The following is a 17,121-nucleotide window of genomic DNA, read 5'->3' on the forward strand; positions in this document are numbered from 1 at the left end:
GGGCGCAGCAGCCGCACGACCAGGCCCGCGGGGCCTTGCTGCCACCAGTGGCGCGCGCCCCGGCCGGGCCGGCCCAGGGCCTGGGTGATGCGGTCCAGCGCGATCGCCAGCAGCACGATGCCCAGGCCGCCGACGGTGGCCATGCCCATGTCCAGGCGGCCAATGCCGCGCAGCACCATCTGCCCCAGGCCACCGACGGCGATCATCGAAGCGATGACCACCATGGACAGCGAGAGCATCAGCGCCTGGTTGATGCCCGCCATGATGGAGGGCAGCGCCAGCGGCAACTGCACCTTGGCCAGCATCTGCCAGCGCGAGGCGCCGTAGGCGCGCGCCGCTTCGATCAGGTCGGGCCGCACCTGGCGGATGCCCAGGTCGGTCAGGCGCACCAGCGGGGGCAGGGCGAAGACGATGGTGACGATGACGCCGGGCACGTTGCCGATGCCGAACAGCATCACCACCGGCACGAGGTAGACGAAGGCCGGCGTGGTCTGCATCGCGTCGAGCACTGGGCGAAGCAGGCGCTGCGTGCGGTCGCTGCTCGCCAGCAGGATGCCCAGCGGCAGGCCGATGGCGATGCAGAACACCAGCGAGGTCAGCACCAGCGAGAGCGTGACCATGGCCTCGGGCCAGATGCCCAGCATGCCCACCAGCAGCAGCGAGACCACGGTGCCGATGGCGATGGCGCGGCCGGCGAACTGCCAGGCCAGCAGGCCCATCAGCGTGACCATGGCCAGCATCGGCACGCTCAACAGCAGCTGTTCCACGCTGGTGAGCGTGGTGTCGATGGGCGCGCGCACGGTCTGGAAGAACGGGCGGAAGTGGTCCACCGTCCAGCTCAGGGCGTCGTTGATCCAGTTCTCGACGGGCAGCGAGCCGTCCCACAGCTGGCTGAGGCGAAAGCCTTCGTCGGCCATCGGGGTGGTGGTGTCGCTGAGCGCGGTGGTGTCGAGCCAGTTGTCGCTGGCGGCCGCGGTGGACGCGCCCCACGCGTCGGTGGTGGTGGGACTTGCGGTGATCTCGATGTCGGTGTCGTTCATGTTCTCTCCAGTGGGGGGCGGCCTCAGGCCGCCGCGCGGTCCAGGAACTTCAGCAGCGTGTTCTTGCTGATGGCGCCGCGGTAGCGGCCGTGGGCGTCCACGACGGGCAGCGGGTAGGGCGCGTTCGCGGCCTGGCCGAAAAGCTCAGCCACCGGGTGGGCGGCGTTGACCACTTGCACGTCGGGCAGGTAGGCGCGCGAGAGGCCCAGCGGGCCGTCGTGGTCCTGCAGCGCGTGGCGCAGGGAGTCCGCCGACACCAGGCCGAGGTAGCGCTGGTCGGGGCTGACGACGTAGGCCCAGTCGCGGTCCTTGTCTTCGAGCAGCTTGAGCGCGGCGCGCGCGCCCTTGTTCGGGTGCTCGGCCACCACGACCTGCGTCTGCCGGGCGATGTCGCCGGCCTTGAACACCGCCGCCGCGTCGACGCCGCGCACGAAGTTGCGCACGTAGTCGTCGGCCGGCTGGCGCAGGATGTCTTCCGGCGTGCCGACCTGCACCACCTGGCCGTCCTTCATGATGGCGATGCGGTCGCCGATGCGCATGGCCTCGTCGAGGTCGTGCGAGATGAAGACGATGGTGCGGCGGCGCACCTGCTGCAGGCGCAGCAGCTCGCTCTGCATCTCGGTGCGAATGATCGGGTCCAGCGCCGAGAAGGCCTCGTCCATCAGCAGGATGGACGGGTCCGAAGCCAGCGCGCGCGCCAGGCCCACGCGCTGCTGCATGCCGCCGGAGAGTTCATCGGGGTAGCTGTCGCCCCAGCCAGCCAAGCCCACCTGTTCGAGGGCCTGGTCGGCCAGCGCCAGGCGCTGCGCGGGCTTGACGCCCGCGAGTTCCAGGCCGAAGGCGGTGTTGTCGCGCACGGTCATGTGCGGCATCAGCGCGAACGACTGGAACACCATGCTGATGTCCTTGCGCCGCAGGGCGCGCAGGCCGGCGTCCGAGAGGTCGTTGATGTTCTGGCCGTTGACCAGGATGCGGCCGGCCGTGGGTTCGATCAGCCGGTTGAGCAGGCGCACCAGCGTCGATTTGCCCGAGCCCGACAGGCCCATGATGACGAAGATCTCGCCGGCCTCGATCTCGAAATGGGCGTCGAAGACCCCGATGGATTGCCCGGTTTCGGCGAGGATCTCCTGCTTGCTGCGGCCTTCGCGGACGAGATCGAGGGCGGCCTCGGGCTGGTCGCCGAACACCTTGAAGACGTGTTCGATGGAAATGGGTTGGGCCATGGGTGGTGCTGCCTCCTGTGCAAGTTGGACAAGGCACCGCGAACGGTCTTGAAGCAGGGGGCACGCGCGTGCCCGACCGGGTCATTCAAGACCGCAGACAGACACTGACAGCGACGAATCGGCAAACCCAGCGCCTGCCATCACGCAAGCCCGGTCAGCGGGCCCTGTCTGGGGGGCTGGCACGGTGCGGGAGTGACGCGGCGTCGAGGCCGGAAGACCGGCCATTGAAATCTCTGTGCCGCGACGGGATGCAGGGCGATCCGCGAGTAGCACATGAGCGCCACCCGGCCAGGGGCCGGATGGCTGAGGCGTCAATTATAACTTTTGTGCATGGATGGCCCATGCCGGGGCGCAGAAAACCCCACAAGGCGCCCGAAGGCGCGCGGTCAGTGGCCGTTGTCCGCCGGGTGGGCCATCAGCCGGTCGGTCATGGCGATGGCCATGGCGCTGAGCAGGAAGACCACATGGATGATGGTCTGCCACATCAGGACCTTCACGTCGTAGTTGGCGGCGTTGATGAAGGTCTTGAGCAGGTGGATCGAGCTGATGCCGATGATGGCCGTGGCCAGCTTCACCTTGAGCACCGAGGCGTTCACGTGGCTGAGCCACTCGGGCTGGTCGGGGTGGTTTTCCAGGTGCATGCGGCTCACGAAGGTCTCGTAGCCGCCCACGATCACCATGATCAGCAGGTTGGAGATCATCACCACGTCGATCAGCGCGAGCACCACCAGCATGATGATGGTCTCGTTCAGGCCGGTGAGCTGCACGTCGCTCTTGTAGCCGATGCTGGTGACCAGCTTGGCCAGCGCCACGTCGTTGCCGAACGCGGCCTCGATCAGGTGGACCAGTTCGACCCAGAAATGGAAGACATAGATGGCCTGTGCCGCGATCAGGCCGATGTAGAGCGGCAACTGCAGCCAGCGGCTGGCGAAGATCAGGTTGGGCAGCGCGCGGATCGGGGCTTGGACTTTGACGGGGTCGCTCATGGATGGTGACACAATGTACCGAGCCCCCGGGATGGGCGGCCAGACGGCAGGCGGTATTGTAGGTCTGCGCCCTTTTCTGTAAGAGACTCGTAAGAGCCCTTCAGCACAGTCCCGGCCTGTCATCTGCCCACAACATTTAGGAGACTTTCATGTCCGCGCCTTCGTCGACGATCGAATCCACCCTGGTCGAAAACCGCGTCTTTGAGCCCTCGGCCGCCACCGTGAAGGCCGCGCGGGTCTCGGGCATGGAGGCCTACCAGGCGCTGTGCGCCGAGGCCGACAAGGACTTCGAAGGCTTCTGGGCCCGGCTGGCGCGCGAAACCCTGAGCTGGCACAAGCCCTTCACCAAGACGCTCGACAGCAGCAAGGCGCCGTTCTACAAATGGTTCGAGGACGGCGAGCTCAACGCCTCGTACAACTGCCTGGACCGCCACATGGGCACGCCGGTGGAAAACAAGACCGCCATCATCTTCGAGGCCGACAACGGCGACGTGACCAAGGTCACTTACAAGGAACTGCTGGCCAAGGTCTCGCAGTTCGCCAACGCGCTCAAGGCGCGCGGTGTGAAGAAGGGTGACCGCGTCGTCATCTACATGCCCATGACGGTGGAGGGTGTGGTGGCCATGCAGGCCTGCGCGCGCATCGGCGCCACGCACAGCGTGGTGTTCGGCGGCTTCTCGGCCAAGGCCTTGCAGGAGCGCATCCAGGACGCGGGCGCCGTGGCCGTGATCACCGCCAACTACCAGCTGCGCGGCGGCAAGGAGCTGCCGCTCAAGGCCATCGTGGACGAAGGCATCGGCATGGGCGGCTGCGACTCGATCAAGAACGTGATCGTGTTCCAGCGCACCCCCACGGCCTGCAACATGGTCGCGGGCCGCGACACCTTCATGCACGACGCCATGGCCGAGCAGTCCACCAGCTGCCCGGCGGAAATGGTGAGCGCCGAGCACCCTCTGTTCGTGCTCTATACCTCGGGTTCCACCGGCAAGCCCAAGGGCGTGCAGCACAGCACCGGCGGCTACCTGCTGTGGGCGCAGCTCACCATGAACTGGACCTTCGACCTGCGGCCCGAAGACATCTTCTGGTGCACGGCCGACATCGGCTGGATCACCGGCCACACCTACGTCACCTACGGCCCGCTGGCCGCGGGCGCCACGCAGGTCGTGTTCGAGGGCGTGCCCACCTACCCGAACGCCGGGCGCTTCTGGCAGATGATCGAGAAGCACAAGGTCACGATCTTCTACACCGCGCCCACGGCCATCCGCTCGCTGATCAAGGCCGCCGAGGGCGACGAAAAGGTGCACCCCGCGCGCTCCGATCTGTCCAGCCTGCGCCTGCTCGGCTCGGTGGGCGAGCCCATCAACCCCGAGGCCTGGATGTGGTACTACAAGCACGTGGGCGGCGAGCGCTGCCCCATCGTGGACACCTTCTGGCAGACCGAGACCGGCGGCCACATGATTACCCCGCTGCCGGGCGCCACGCCGCTGGTGCCGGGCTCGTGCACGCTGCCCCTGCCGGGCATTGCCGCGGCCATCGTCGATGAGGCCGGCAACGACGTGCCCAACGGCGCCGGCGGCATCCTGGTGGTAAAGAAGCCCTGGCCGTCCATGATTCGCACCATCTGGGGCGACCCGGAGCGTTTCAAGAAGAGCTACTTCCCCGAAGAGCTCAAGGGCTACTACCTGGCGGGCGACGGCGCGGTGCGCAGCGCCGACCGGGGCTACTTCCGCATCACCGGCCGCATCGACGACGTGCTCAACGTCTCGGGCCACCGCATGGGCACGATGGAGATCGAGTCCGCGCTGGTGGGCAAGACGGACCTGGTGGCCGAAGCCGCCGTGGTGGGCCGCCCGGACGACCTCACGGGCGAGGCCATCGTGGCCTTCGTGGTGCTCAAGCGCAGCCGCCCCACGGGCGAGGAGGCCAAGGCCATCGCCAAGCAGTTGCGCGACTGGGTGGGCAAGGAAATCGGCCCGATCGCCAAGCCCAAGGACATCCGCTTCGGCGACAACCTGCCCAAGACCCGCAGCGGCAAGATCATGCGCCGCCTGCTGCGCTCCATCGCCAAGGGCGAGGCCATCACGCAGGACACCTCGACGCTGGAGAACCCGGCCATTCTCGAGCAGCTGGCCGAGACCAACTGAACGTCCCATGCCGGCGCCGTGCCGGCAACAAAAAACCCGCTGGACTCCAGCGGGTTTTTTTGTGGGCGAGCAGGCAGGTGGCTTACTTGATGCTCAGCACCCAGGCCGCCAGCTTCTTGGCCTCGGCTTCGCTGACCTGCGGGTTGGGCGGCATGGGCACAGCGCCCCAGTTGCCCTTGCCCACTTCGGAGCCCTTGACGATCTTGGCGGCCAGCGCGTCCACGGCCTTGGCGTCGCCCGCATACTTCTTGGCCACGTCCTTGTAGGAGGGGCCCACCAGCTTCTTGTCCACGGCATGGCAGGCCATGCAGTTCTTGCTCTTGGCGAGGGCTTCGTCGGCGATGGCCGGAGCGGCCAGCGTCGTCATGGCGGCCATAATCAGGAGAGCGCGTTTCATGGGGTGTCCTTGTCGATGAATGCGGGAGAGTGTCACGCGATCGATTCTACCGAGCCGCACCCGCCCAGAAACGAACGCTTACAGTTTCTTGCCCGCTTCACGGGGCCTTTACCGGAGTTTGTGATGTATTTGCTGATCGCAGGCGTCGTGCTGTCGTTGTTGAAGTACCTGGAGTTCGGCGTGGTGGCCGAATGGTCCTGGTGGTGGGTGCTGTCGCCGTTCGCCCTGGCCGTGGCCTGGTGGGCCTGGGCCGACGCCACCGGCTACACCAAGCGCAAGGCGATGGAGAAGATGGATCAGAAGAAGAAGGACCGCATCGACAAGCAGCGCGAGGCGCTGGGCATCAAGCCCAAGCGCCGCTCGCGCTGACCGATCCGCGCGGGCGGATCAGTAGTTGTCGAGCACGGCGCCCTTGCTGGCGCTGGCCGCGTTGAACGCGAACTTGGCCTGCACGCCGCGCGTGTAGCGCGGTGCCGGGGGCGTCCAGCCTTCACGGCGCTTGGCGATCTCCGCTTCGGGTACGTTGAGTTCCAGCACCAGTTGGTGGGCATCGATGGTGATGGAGTCGCCTTCCTTCACGAAGGCGATCGTGCCACCTGCGGCGGCTTCGGGCGCCACGTGGCCCACCACCATGCCCCAGGTGCCGCCGGAGAAGCGGCCGTCGGTGATCAGGCCCACGCTCTCGCCCAGGCCCGCGCCGATCAGCGCACCGGTGGGGGCGAGCATCTCGGGCATGCCGGGGCCGCCCTTGGGGCCCAGGTAGCGCAGCACCATCACGTCGCCCGCGACGATCTTGCCGTCCAGGATCGCCTGGAGCGCGGACTGTTCGTCGTCGAACACGCGCGCCGGGCCGGTGATGACGGGGTTCTTCAGACCGGTGATCTTGGCCACCGCGCCTTCGGGCGACAGGTTGCCCTTGAGGATGGCCAGGTGGCCTTCCGCGTACATGGGGTTGTCGACGGGGCGGATCACGTCCTGGTCGGCGCGCGGCGCATCGGGCACGTCCTTGAGCACCTCGGCCACGGTCTGGCCGGTGATGGTGAGGCAGTCGCCGTGCAGCAGGCCGGCCTTGAGCAGCACCTTCATGACCTGCGGGATGCCGCCGGCCTGGTGCAGGTCGACCGCGAGGTACTTGCCCGAGGGCTTGAGGTCGCACAGCACGGGGGTCTTCTTGCGGATGCGCTCGAAATCGTCGATGGACCATTCCACGCCGGCCGCGTGCGCGATGGCCAGGAAGTGCAGCACCGCGTTGGTGGAGCCGCCGGTGGCCATGATCACGGCCACGGCGTTTTCCAGCGACTTCTTGGTCACGATGTCGCGCGGCTTGATGTCCTTCTTGATCGCCTCGATCAGCACCTTGGCCGATTCCTTGGCCGAGTTCTGCTTCTCGTCGTGCGGGTTGGCCATGGTGCTGGAGTACGCCAGCGACAGGCCCAGGGCCTCGAAGGACGAGGACATGGTGTTGGCGGTGTACATGCCGCCGCACGAGCCGGAGCCGGGGATGGCGCGCATCTCGATCTCGCGCAGGTCTTCGTCGCTCAGGTTGCCGGCGGCGTTCTGGCCCACGGCCTCGAACACGCTGACGATGTTGAGGTCCTGGCCCTTGTAGCGGCCGGGCAGGATGGTGCCGCCGTACACGTAGATGGCCGGCACGTTGGCGCGCAGCATGCCCATCATGCCGCCGGGCATGTTCTTGTCGCAGCCGCCGACCACGACCACGCCGTCCATCCACTGGCCCTGCACGCAGGTCTCGATGCAGTCGGAGATCACCTCGCGGCTGACCAGCGAGTACTTCATGCCTTCGGTGCCCATGGCCATGCCGTCGGAGATGGTGGGCGTGCCGAAGATCTGGGCGTTGCCGCCGGCTTCCTCGATGCCGGCCACCGCCGCGTCGGCCAGCTTCTGCAGGCCGCTGTTGCAGGGGGTGATGGTGCTGTGGCCGTTGGCCACGCCCACCATGGGCTTCTTGAAGTCGCTTTCCTCGTAGCCCATGGCGTAGTACATGGAGCGGTTGGGCGCGCGCGACTTGCCTTGCGTGATGTTGGCGCTGCGGCTATTGATGGGCTTGATGGAGATGGTTTTGTTGTCGGCCATGGAGGTCTCTTCGTGGGGAGGGTGCGGGAAGTATGCGTCAGGCCGGCGGCCGTTTCCAATTGCTTTGGCGGCTTCCATTAATATGCTGGACATATGAGTGATGCCATGAAAACGCTGCGCATTGAATTGCGCCAGTGGCGCCAATTCGCGGCGCTGGCCGAAGAGCTGCACTTCGGCCGGGCCGCCGCGCGCCTGCACATGACGCAGCCGCCGCTCACCCAGGCCATTGCGGGGCTGGAGCAGGCGCTGGGCGTGCGCCTGTTCGACCGCACCAAGCGCAGCGTGGCGCTCACGCCCGCGGGCCGGGCCTTGCTGCCCGAGGTGCGCGACCTGCTGGGCCGGGCGCAGGCGCTGCCCGAGCTGGCGCGCGCGGCCGCCGCGGGTGAACTGGGCCGGTTGCGGCTGGCCTTCGTATCCACCGTGGGATTCGAATTGCTGCCGCGCTGGGTGCGCGCCTTTCGCCAGCGCTGGCCGCAGGTGGCGCTGGAGCTGATCGAGGCCACGGGCGACGTGCAGCTGGAGCTGCTCGCGCGGGGCGAGGTGGACGCGGGCATGGTGCTGCATTCCCCGGGGTTCCAGGCGCCGGGCCTGGCGCACGCGCGCATCGCCAGCGAGCCCTTCGTGGTCGCGCTGCCCGAGTCGCACCCGCTGGCCGCGCGGGACCACCCGGGGTTGGCGGCGCTGCTGGCCGAGCCGCTGGTGATCTTTCCGCGGCGCATCCTGCCGACCTTGCACGACGCCATCTTCGCGCTGTACCACGCGGCGGGGCGCGCGCCGCAGGTGGCGCAGGAGGCGATCCAGATGCAGACCATCGTCAACCTGGTGTCGGCCGGGCTGGGGCTGGCCTGGGTGCCGCAGAGCGTGCGGCAGTTCCAGCGCCCTGGCGTGGTCTACCGCAGCCCCAGGCCCTCGCGGGGGCGGGCCGCGCCGGCGTGCGAGACCAGCCTGGTCTGGCGCGCCGACGCGGTCACGCCGGCGCTGGCCCACTTCATCGAATTCGCCCGCACACAAGCTGGACCACAATAGAACCATGCTTCAACATCCCCAGATCGACCCCGTCGCCCTCCAGATCGGCCCGCTGGCCATCCACTGGTATGGCCTGACCTACCTGCTGGCCTTCGGCCTGTTCCTGCTGCTGGCCAACGCGCGCCTGCGCCATCCCCCGTTCGCCAGCGTGACCCAGCCGCCCTGGACGCGCCGCGACGTGGAGGACATCCTGTTCCTCGGCGTGCTGGGCGTGGTGGCCGGCGGGCGCATCGGCTACTGCCTGTTCTACAAACCCGCGTACTACCTCGCCAACCCATTGGAGATCTTCGCGGTGTGGCAGGGCGGCATGAGCTTCCACGGCGGCCTGCTGGGCGTGATGCTGGCCATGGTCTGGTACGCGCGCAGCCGCCGGCGGCCCTTCATGCAGGTGATGGACTTCGTGGCGCCCTGCGTGCCCACGGGCCTGGCCGCGGGGCGCCTGGGCAACTTCATCAATGGCGAGCTCTGGGGCCGCGTGGCCGACCCCTCGCTGCCCTGGGGCATGGTGTTCCGCGGCGCGGGCGATCTGCCGCGCCACCCCTCGCAGGTGTACCAGTTCCTGCTCGAAGGCCTGCTGCTGTTCGTGCTGCTGTGGTTCTACGCGCGCAAGGAGCATGCGCGTGGCCAGGTGTCGGCCGTGTTCCTGTTCGGCTACGGCGTGTTCCGTTTCATCGCCGAGTTCTTCCGTGAGCCCGACGCCCACCTGGGCCTGCTCTCGCTGGGCATGAGCATGGGCCAGTGGCTGTGCGTGCCCATGATTCTGGCCGGCGCGTTCATGTGGTGGTGGTTCGGTCAGCGCAAGACCTGAACGGTCGGTCAATACACGAGGTGCGCGCGCGCCTGGCAGTTGAGGGTCCGCAGGTGCACGTCGATCTGGCCCAGGTGCAGGCCCAGCACGTCGTGCAGGATGGGGGTGAGCACGCTGCTGCCGATGCCGTCGAGCAAGGGCCGCAGCACCTGCAGCAGGTAGCCGGTGAGCGCGGTGATGGCGTTGGGCACGCTATCGCCGCCGCCGGACGAGTTGCCGTTCAGGCTGTTGGCGATCTCGTTGACGCAGGCCGCGTCGTTGGAGCCGATGAGCGCGCTGCAACCTCCGATCACGCCGCCGAGCACGGCCCCCAGGATGTCGCCCACGCTGGTCAGCAGCCCGCCGACCAGGTTGCCCACCCCGGTCAGCAGGCCTTGCAGGTTGAGTGTCAGGGTGTGGCTCAGCAGGGCCAGCACGTCGCTGCTCAGTCCGCCCAGGAATCCACCGAGGCCGTTGGTGGTGTTCTCGATGCCGGCCTTGACGTTGGTCAGGCGGGTCACGCGGCAGGCCCGGCTGCCGCAGGCCGCGCCTTGCGCGTTCCACAGGTTCTGCGCTGAGGCCTGGCGCTGCGCCAGGGTCAGGGCCGGCCCCCGATCGAGCGTTTCCACCAGCAGGGTGGCCAGCAGCGCGTCGGTGATGTTCTTGACGGTGCTGCCCAGCAGCAGGTCGTTGCCCACCGTGCCGGTTTCGCCAGCCGCCAGGGTCACGCTCGCCTGCAGCGGCAGCGCGTCCATCTTGAGGTGCGTGCGCAGGCTCACCAGGTTCACGGGCCCCAGGCCCAGGCGCAGCAGGTCCTCGTCGGCCAGGTTCTGGTCGCAGCTCGCGCTGGTGGAGAAGATTTCATTTTCATTGGCCGGGTTGGCGCCCGGCCGGCCCACGCAGACCTTGACGATGGAGGCGTTCACCGCGATGGATGCGCGCTCCGTGCCGTCGGGTTTGCGCAGCGCGGGTGTGCACATCTCGGTGAGCGTGCCCCGGCCGTTGACCAGGTCGACCATGATGGGCAGCTTGATCTGCGCGAACTGGTTGATCACCGGCAGGTTGCTGGTGCTGATCTCGATCCAGGTGCGCAACTGGGCGGTGTAGGCCGTGGCGCCCACGCCGCCGATGGCCACGGAGGGCGGCTCGATCAGCACGGTCTTCGCGCTCACCAGGCCGGCCAGGCTCAGGCCGTTGACGGCCACCGCGTGCTTCTGCGTGGCCACACCGATGGCCGAGTACAGCAGGTCCAGCGCGTTCACGCCCACGTTGAGCGCCGAGGCGGCGTTGGCGCCGGGGGCGATGATCTCGGCGAACAGGCCCGAGGGCCCGCTGGCCAGGCTGCCGAGCTGCACTTCCAGGTTGGGCACGCCCAGGCGGGTGGCCACGGCGTTGAGCAGCGCGGCGTTGCTCGCCAGCAGCGTGTCCTGCCCACCGGCCGTGACGATGGCGTTGAGCAACGGCCCCAGCTGCACGGTCTCGGCCGCGAGCAGGGTGTTGAGTTCGCCCACGCCGATGTCGGTGGCGACCGGGATGCCCAGGGCTTGCAGCAGCCCGGCGGGGGTGATCTGCACCTGCGCCAGGCCGTCGTAACCCACCAGCGAGGTGCCGGTGAGGTCGAGCCCGATGCCCTTGAGCAGGTCGCCCAGCACCGAGTCTCCGGTGCGCAGCAGGGTGCTGCCCACCGAGAACGAAGCCAGCGGGTCGGTGGCGGCGGCGATCGCTTCGGCCCGCAGGCTGCGCTCGCCCGGAAAGAAGGCGAGCAGGGGCGGTGGCGCGCCTTCGATCACCACGTGCATGGCGTTGAAGGCGGTCTGACCAGCGGTGAAGTGGCGTTCCGTGCCCTGCGCCGGGTCCCAGCGGCCGCAGGCCACCACGGGCGTGAAGCCGGCGAGGTTCTGGCCGGCGTTGGTGAGAGCCGCCGTGCGGGCCGCGGTGCAATCGGCCGGCAGCACGGCCGAGGCGCCGGCGATGGCCGCGAGGTCGGCCGTCTTCTGCAGCTCGCGCTTCATGAAAAACAGGTAGCCCAGTTCGGTGCCCACGAGCGCGATCACGATCAGGCTGAGCGCGATGGCCGTGTTGATGACGATCGAACCGGACTGGCGGCGTGACATGGTCAGAGCGCGGCGATGGCGCGGCTGGTGAGCGTGCCGGGCAGCCACTGGCTGGTGTCGAGCAGCGGCACCCAGGGCAGCAGGCGGCCGGCGGTGTAGGGGAAGGACACCGTCACGGTGAGCGTGGTGTTGGGGGTGGCGACGTTCACGCTCGCGGTCTGCGTGAGCCAGGCGCGGCGCGTGGCCGGCGTGTTGCTGTGCGCCAGCGGCACGATGACCGAGCCGCTCAGCGAGTCCCAGACCACGCTCTCGATGTGCGACTTGGCCGTGGCGAGCTCGGGGCCGGTGGCGGTGCGCAACTGGGGAAACATCTGCGCCGCGCGCGCACCGTCCGCCGCCGCGCGCGACAAGGCCTGCTGTGTGTAGAGCACGACGCCGAAGGTGGCGATGCCGTAGAACGCCAGCAGCAGGCCCAGCAGCACGAAGGCGAATTCGATCGCCGCCACGCCGCGCTGCCGGCGGTTCACAGCGCGCTCCCGTCGAGCAGCACGCTGGCCCGGCCCACCAGTTCGTTGGGCAGGGCAAAGGACGGGAAGGGTGGCAGCACCTGGTGCAGGTCGCCCAGCCGCACGGTGACGCTCACTTGGCAGCGCAGCGCCCACGAGGTGCCGCAGGGCAGTGTGCCGGCGGGCTGCAGGCAGGTGCCGGTGGCGGTCTGGCAGACCTCGGGCAGCGGGATGGTGAGCACCGCGGCCGTGGGCTTCCAGCCCAGGGAGCGGTCTTCGGCCACCTGCTGTGCCTTGAGCTGCCGCGCGGCCAGGCTGTTCTGGTGCCGCAGGGCCGCGCGCGCGCCGTCTTCGGCCGCGTTCTGCAGCCCGAAGCGGAAGGTGAACAGGATGCTGTAGCAGACGATCGAATAGACCAGGCCGAAGAAGAGCAGGAAGGCCATGGCGTACTCGATGGCGTACACACCGCGCTGGCGCCGGTGTCGGCGAAGGAGGGCCTGGGCCGGGCGCATGGCCGTGAACCGCTGGCCTTACTTGGTCTGCAGCCGCGAACCGAACCAGACCGGCAGTGGCTGCTCGAAGCTCTTCATGTAGCGCTGGTGGCTGGCCTCGGCCACCGCACCGTCGATGGGCCGTGGCGTGGCCGAGGCCTCGCGCCCCTCGCGCTGGCGCTGCAGCAGCTCGTGGGTGGCGTCCCCCACGCGCGCGGAAGGCGCGGCCGGGGTGGCTGGCGCCGGGGCCGATTGCGCCCACAGCGGCGGCGCCACCGCGAGCGCGGCCCACAGGGCCAGGCATCGCAGCGGGTGTGGGTGGTGCGTTCTTGTTTTCATGGAACCTCCTGAGGGTGTGACAGCGTGAGAGATCAGGGCGTGGCCAGGGCCGGGGGCGTGGCGAGCATCGGGCTCAACCGCAGGCCGGTCTGCACCGCCAGGGTGCCCGCCAGCGGGCGGTGCGGCGCGAGTTCCTGGGCCAGTTGTTCGATCGCCTGGCGCGTGGCGCCGCTGAAGCGGGCTTCGTCCATCACCTGGCGGGCCTGCTCGGTCTGGCCCTGCGTGAGCAGGTACAGCGCGAGGTTGCTGCGCACCCTGGGGTGGGTGGGCAGCAGCTGCGCGGCCTGTTGCACCGGCAGGCGCGCGGCGTCGAAGCGCTGCGCGCGCAGCAGGGCGTAACCCAGGTCGCTGAGCAGCAGGCCGTCGGCCGGCAGCACCTGGCGCGCGCGCTCGAACATCTCGGCCGCGCGCGTGTAGTCGTCGCTGGCGCCGGCGAGCAGGCCCAGGCCCCGGTAGGCGGCGGCGCGCTCGGGGGTGTCGAGCAGCTTGTCGTACAGCGCCGCGCTGGGCGCGGGCTGGCCGGTCTGGCGCAGGGCGTCGGCGCGCAGCAGGCGGGTTTCGGAACTGACCCCCCAGCGCTGCTCCAGCGCGTCGATGTGGGCGAGCGAGGCGAACCACATGCCGTTGCCCTGCATCTGGCGCACCAGCGACAGGTAGGTGGGCCGGTTGTCCAGCGTGGGTTCGCGGGCGGCGGCCTGCGCGGCTTCGAGCTGCGCCGCGTCGGGCAGCGAGGCGCAGGCGCCCAGCGCCAGGGCGCCGGCACCGAGCAGCAGGCTGCCGCAGGCGCGGCCGAGCGAAGAGAGGCGGGTGGAGGCGGTGGTGTTCATGATCCGGTCATGCTCCCGACGGAGCGGATGATGGCGAGGAAACCGGGACCCGCGGTGATGATCACCAGCGCGGGCAGGAGGGTGGTGACCATCACGACGGTCATCTTCACGGTGATCTTTCCGATAAGCGCCTTCATGCCGGCCTTGCGGTGCACGCGCAGGCGCTCGCTGAACTGGCGGATCGGTTCCTGGATGGCGCCGCCGTGTTTGTCGACCTGGTTGATCAGGGCGACGAAGTCCATCAGGTGCTGGTTGTCGTGCAGGCCGGCCATGCGCTGGTAGGCCTGCTCGCGCGTGCGGCCCTGGCTGTACTGGCGGTTGGCCTGCGCCACTTCCGCGCCGAGCACCGGCAGCACGTGCTGGAAGTCGCTGGCGATCACCTGCAGGCTCTGGTCCAGGCTCAGGCCCACGCTCTGCAGCAGGCCCAGCATGTCCACGAACAGGGGCAGTTCGTGCGCCACGCGCTCGCGGCGCTGGCCGGCGCGGTGCTTGAGCAGCCACTTGGGGCCCATGAAGCCGACGGCGAAGGCCGCCGCGGACCACAACAAGGCGTTGCCCGAATGGCCCCAGGCCAGGTGGACCAGCACCGGCAGGCCCAGCGCCAGCACGGCGCGCGAGATCAGCAGGGTGAGCTGGGCCCGCACCGGCGGCAGGCCGCATTGCTGGATGAGGCGGCGGTCTTCATCGGCCACGAGCAGCCGGCCCAGGCGGCTTTCCAGCCAGCGCGCGGGCCAGTGGCTGCCTTGCAGGAAGGCCAGTTCGTCGGGCAGGGCATGGGCCGGTGTGGCGTTCTCGCCCAGGGCCCGCTGGATGACCTGCGCCGTGGTCTGGCGCCGCGCGTGCTGGTGCAGCAGCAGGCCGGCGGCCATCGCCAGGGCCAGGGCCAGCAGCAGCACGGCCAGGATGGACAGGGGCAGGGCGTTCATGGTGGGTTGCCTCGGATCAGGACAGCCGCGCCAGCCGGTAGAGCAGCAGCGCGCCGAACGCCTGCAGGCCGATGGCACCGAACACCATGGCCTGCCCCGTGGGATCGCTCCACATGCGCGCGAAGTAGTCGCCGTTGGTGGTGACGATCGCCCCCCCGACCACCACCGGCAGCAGACCCAGGATCCAGGCCGAGAAGCGCGTTTCGGCCGACATCGCCACCAGCTCCTGTTCGGCCTCCTCGTGGTCGCGCATGAAGTGGGCGACGCGTTCGAGCAGCACATCGGATCGGCCGCCGTAGCGCATGCCCAGGCCGAGGATGGAGGCCAGCAGGAAGATCTCTTCGATGTGCACCTTGCGCGCGATCTGCAGCAGCGCCTGGTCGATGTTCACGCCGGCCTTGATCAGGCCCATGGCGTTGTCCATGTGGCCGCGCAGCGGCTGCTTGGTGGTGGCCACGGCGGTCTGGAACGCGGCCTGGGTGGAGTGGCCCATCACGATCAGGCGCACGATCACGTCGAGAAAGCCGGGCAGTTGCCGGATGATCTGGCGCCGCATGCGCTGCACCCGAAGCCAGATGAAGAAGGCGCCACCGATGAGCAGCACCGCGAGCAGGCCCAGCGCGCTCACGGCGCCCGAGCTCAGCGCGGTGACGCCGACCGAGACGGTGGTGGCGGCCAGCCCGCCCAGCAGCGCGCCGGGCGGCACCGCGCCCAGCAGCCAGCCCGGCAGGCGCACGGCGGGCTTGCGGGCGGTGGTCGAGGAGGGCAGCGGCACCACCGGTGGGGGCGCGCCAAACCGCAGCGAACCCGAGGGCAGCGGGTTGGCGGCCACCGGGTCGATGCGGTCGGCCAGGTGGCGCTGGGCCAGCTGGCGGCGCTGGCGCCGCACCGAAGCGGCCCACAGCAGCACGCCGACGGCGGCCAGCAGCAGGGCCACGGCGAGGGCGACGGCGCTGCGTTCAGGCATGGCCGTGCTCCGTGAGCTGGGCCTGCAGGCTCTGGCGCAGGCGCGCGATCTTGGGGGAGTGCGGCACCACGCCCATGGCGATCCAGTGATCGCCTTCCTGGCCATCGGGCTGCGTCACCGGCTCGTGGCGGAACAGCTCCTGCATCGCGACCACGCTGTCGTTCAAGCCGGTGATCTCGCTGATGGAGAGGATTCGGCGCGTGCCGTTGGGCAGGCGGCCGATCTGCACGATGAAGTCGATCGCGTTGGCGATCTGGCGGCGCAGGCTGAGTTCGCTGCCCTGGTAACCCCCGAAGCCCGCGAGCATCTCCAGGCGGTACAGGCATTCGCGCGGCGAACTGGCGTGGATGGTGCCCATGGAGCCGTCGTGCCCGGTGTTCATGGCCTGCAGCATTTCGATCACCTCGCCGCCACGCACCTCGCCCACGATGATGCGGTCGGGCCGCATGCGCAGGCTGTTGCGCAGCAGGTCGCGGATGGCCACGCTGCCCGAGCCGTCGTAGCCGCCGGGGCGGCTCTCCAGCCGCACCACGTGCGGGTGGTTGAGGGCGAGTTCGGCGGTGTCCTCGATGGTGACCACGCGCTCGGTGTCGGGCGCGAAGTTGGCCAGCGCGTTGAGCAGTGAGGTCTTGCCCGAGCTGGTGCCGCCGCTGACCAGGATGTTGCAGCGCGAGCGCACCGCCATCTCCAGCAGGTGGCCCATGGCCTGGTCGAAGGTGCCGAGCTCGAACAGCTCCTCGGGGCTCAGCGGGTCCTTGCGGAACTTGCGGATGGACACCGCCGGGCCGTTGATCACCAGGGGCTCGATCACCACGTTGATGCGGCCGCCGTCGCTCAGGCGCGCGTCGACCATGGGGTTGGACTCGTCGAGCCGGCGGCCGATGGGCGCGAGGATGCGGCGGATGATGCGCATCAGGTGCTCGTTGTCGGTGAAGGCCACGTGCTCCTTCTGCAGCATGCCGCGGCGCGACACGTAGACCAGCTTGCTGCCGTTGATGAGGATGTCCTCCACGCTCGGGTCGTTCAACAGGTCTTCCAGCGGGCCGAAGCCGGCGAATTCCTTGGTGAGGGCATCGGCGAGCAGCTGGGTTTCGCGCGCGTTGATCGGCACGCGGTGCAGGCGCACCTGGCTCTCGCATTCGAGGTTGACGAACTGCTGCACCGAGCTGCGCGACCAGCGTCCGAACTCGGCACCGAGTTCCTCGATGCGGTTGAGCAGGTGTTCGTGGATGAAGGTCTTGACGGTCTGGAACTCGTTGGAGTTCAGGAAGGCCTGCTGGTTGTCGGAAAACTCGACGTGGTTCGTCATGGCCT

General features: G+C 68.9%; 17 protein-coding genes. 4 read left to right on the forward strand and 13 right to left on the reverse strand.

Translation table 11 applies throughout. The features are described from left to right. The 3 genes from proW to AC3WPZ_RS22940 all read right to left on the reverse strand — a co-directional run. The coding region (gene proW / locus AC3WPZ_RS22930; RefSeq protein ID WP_492441729.1) for a glycine betaine/L-proline ABC transporter permease ProW at positions 1 to 1,040 on the reverse strand (1,040 nt) is incomplete at its 3' end. 23 nt (positions 1,041 to 1,063) lie between these two features. Then, the gene (proV, locus tag AC3WPZ_RS22935; RefSeq protein WP_382325295.1) at positions 1,064 to 2,263 is read right to left on the reverse strand and encodes a glycine betaine/L-proline ABC transporter ATP-binding protein ProV; all 1,200 of its coding nucleotides are present in this window, start codon (positions 2,261 to 2,263) and stop codon (positions 1,064 to 1,066) included. A 386-nt stretch (positions 2,264 to 2,649) separates the two neighbouring features. Then, positions 2,650 to 3,249: a YqhA family protein gene (locus AC3WPZ_RS22940; protein WP_382157262.1), complete on the reverse strand. Its 600-nt coding sequence runs from the start codon at positions 3,247 to 3,249 to the stop codon at positions 2,650 to 2,652. Positions 3,250 to 3,398: 149 nt separating this feature from the next. Here AC3WPZ_RS22940 and acs point away from each other — a divergent pair, with 149 nt between their 5' ends. Further along, on the forward strand, positions 3,399 to 5,393 hold the full coding sequence (acs, locus tag AC3WPZ_RS22945) for an acetate--CoA ligase (RefSeq protein WP_444686748.1): 1,995 nt from the start codon (positions 3,399 to 3,401) through the stop codon (positions 5,391 to 5,393). Positions 5,394 to 5,475: 82 nt separating this feature from the next. On the opposite strand, the gene AC3WPZ_RS22950 is transcribed toward acs, so the two are convergent. Next, positions 5,476 to 5,790, reverse strand: a complete 315-nt coding sequence (locus tag AC3WPZ_RS22950; protein ID WP_291118289.1) for a c-type cytochrome — start codon at positions 5,788 to 5,790, stop codon at positions 5,476 to 5,478. Between the two features lie 123 nt (positions 5,791 to 5,913). Here AC3WPZ_RS22950 and AC3WPZ_RS22955 point away from each other — a divergent pair, with 123 nt between their 5' ends. Further along, positions 5,914 to 6,159: a TIGR04438 family Trp-rich protein gene (locus AC3WPZ_RS22955; RefSeq protein ID WP_382325289.1), complete on the forward strand. Its 246-nt coding sequence runs from the start codon at positions 5,914 to 5,916 to the stop codon at positions 6,157 to 6,159. Between the two features lie 18 nt (positions 6,160 to 6,177). Here AC3WPZ_RS22955 and ilvD read toward each other — a convergent pair whose 3' ends face one another. Continuing rightward, the gene (ilvD, locus tag AC3WPZ_RS22960; RefSeq protein WP_492441732.1) at positions 6,178 to 7,884 is read right to left on the reverse strand and encodes a dihydroxy-acid dehydratase; all 1,707 of its coding nucleotides are present in this window, start codon (positions 7,882 to 7,884) and stop codon (positions 6,178 to 6,180) included. Positions 7,885 to 7,989: 105 nt separating this feature from the next. Here ilvD and AC3WPZ_RS22965 point away from each other — a divergent pair, with 105 nt between their 5' ends. Next, entirely contained in the window at positions 7,990 to 8,910 is a 921-nt protein-coding gene (locus AC3WPZ_RS22965; RefSeq protein WP_382325287.1) for a LysR family transcriptional regulator, read from the forward strand. 4 nt (positions 8,911 to 8,914) lie between these two features. After that, positions 8,915 to 9,718: a prolipoprotein diacylglyceryl transferase gene (lgt, locus tag AC3WPZ_RS22970; protein ID WP_382325285.1), complete on the forward strand. Its 804-nt coding sequence runs from the start codon at positions 8,915 to 8,917 to the stop codon at positions 9,716 to 9,718. Between the two features lie 8 nt (positions 9,719 to 9,726). On the opposite strand, the gene AC3WPZ_RS22975 is transcribed toward lgt, so the two are convergent. From AC3WPZ_RS22975 to AC3WPZ_RS23010, 8 genes are read right to left on the reverse strand one after another with little or no spacing between them, the layout of a single operon-like run. Then, positions 9,727 to 11,811: a pilus assembly protein TadG-related protein gene (locus tag AC3WPZ_RS22975; protein ID WP_444686746.1), complete on the reverse strand. Its 2,085-nt coding sequence runs from the start codon at positions 11,809 to 11,811 to the stop codon at positions 9,727 to 9,729. Positions 11,812 to 11,813: 2 nt separating this feature from the next. Then, entirely contained in the window at positions 11,814 to 12,278 is a 465-nt protein-coding gene (locus AC3WPZ_RS22980; RefSeq protein ID WP_382325277.1) for a TadE/TadG family type IV pilus assembly protein, read from the reverse strand. Beyond that, a complete protein-coding gene (locus AC3WPZ_RS22985; protein ID WP_444686745.1) occupies positions 12,275 to 12,769 on the reverse strand; it encodes a TadE/TadG family type IV pilus assembly protein in 495 nt (164 codons plus the stop codon). The genes AC3WPZ_RS22980 and AC3WPZ_RS22985 overlap by 4 nt, the downstream gene beginning before the upstream one ends. Before the next feature lie 18 nt (positions 12,770 to 12,787). Beyond that, positions 12,788 to 13,087: a DUF3613 domain-containing protein gene (locus tag AC3WPZ_RS22990; protein ID WP_444686744.1), complete on the reverse strand. Its 300-nt coding sequence runs from the start codon at positions 13,085 to 13,087 to the stop codon at positions 12,788 to 12,790. 32 nt (positions 13,088 to 13,119) lie between these two features. Then, positions 13,120 to 13,914 carry a tetratricopeptide repeat protein gene (locus tag AC3WPZ_RS22995; protein WP_444686743.1) on the reverse strand — a complete coding sequence of 265 codons (795 nt, stop codon included), beginning with the start codon at positions 13,912 to 13,914 and terminating at the stop codon, positions 13,120 to 13,122. After that, positions 13,911 to 14,840, reverse strand: a complete 930-nt coding sequence (locus tag AC3WPZ_RS23000; RefSeq protein WP_444686742.1) for a type II secretion system F family protein — start codon at positions 14,838 to 14,840, stop codon at positions 13,911 to 13,913. The genes AC3WPZ_RS22995 and AC3WPZ_RS23000 overlap by 4 nt, the downstream gene beginning before the upstream one ends. Before the next feature lie 16 nt (positions 14,841 to 14,856). Next, positions 14,857 to 15,807: a type II secretion system F family protein gene (locus AC3WPZ_RS23005; protein ID WP_444686741.1), complete on the reverse strand. Its 951-nt coding sequence runs from the start codon at positions 15,805 to 15,807 to the stop codon at positions 14,857 to 14,859. Continuing rightward, positions 15,800 to 17,116, reverse strand: a complete 1,317-nt coding sequence (locus tag AC3WPZ_RS23010) for a TadA family conjugal transfer-associated ATPase (RefSeq protein ID WP_444686740.1) — start codon at positions 17,114 to 17,116, stop codon at positions 15,800 to 15,802. Before AC3WPZ_RS23010 ends, AC3WPZ_RS23005 begins: the two co-directional genes overlap by 8 nt. Between the last annotated feature and the right edge of the window lie 5 nt (positions 17,117 to 17,121).

Source organism: Hydrogenophaga sp. FW305-3-2-15-A-LB1 (genome assembly GCF_058787875.1).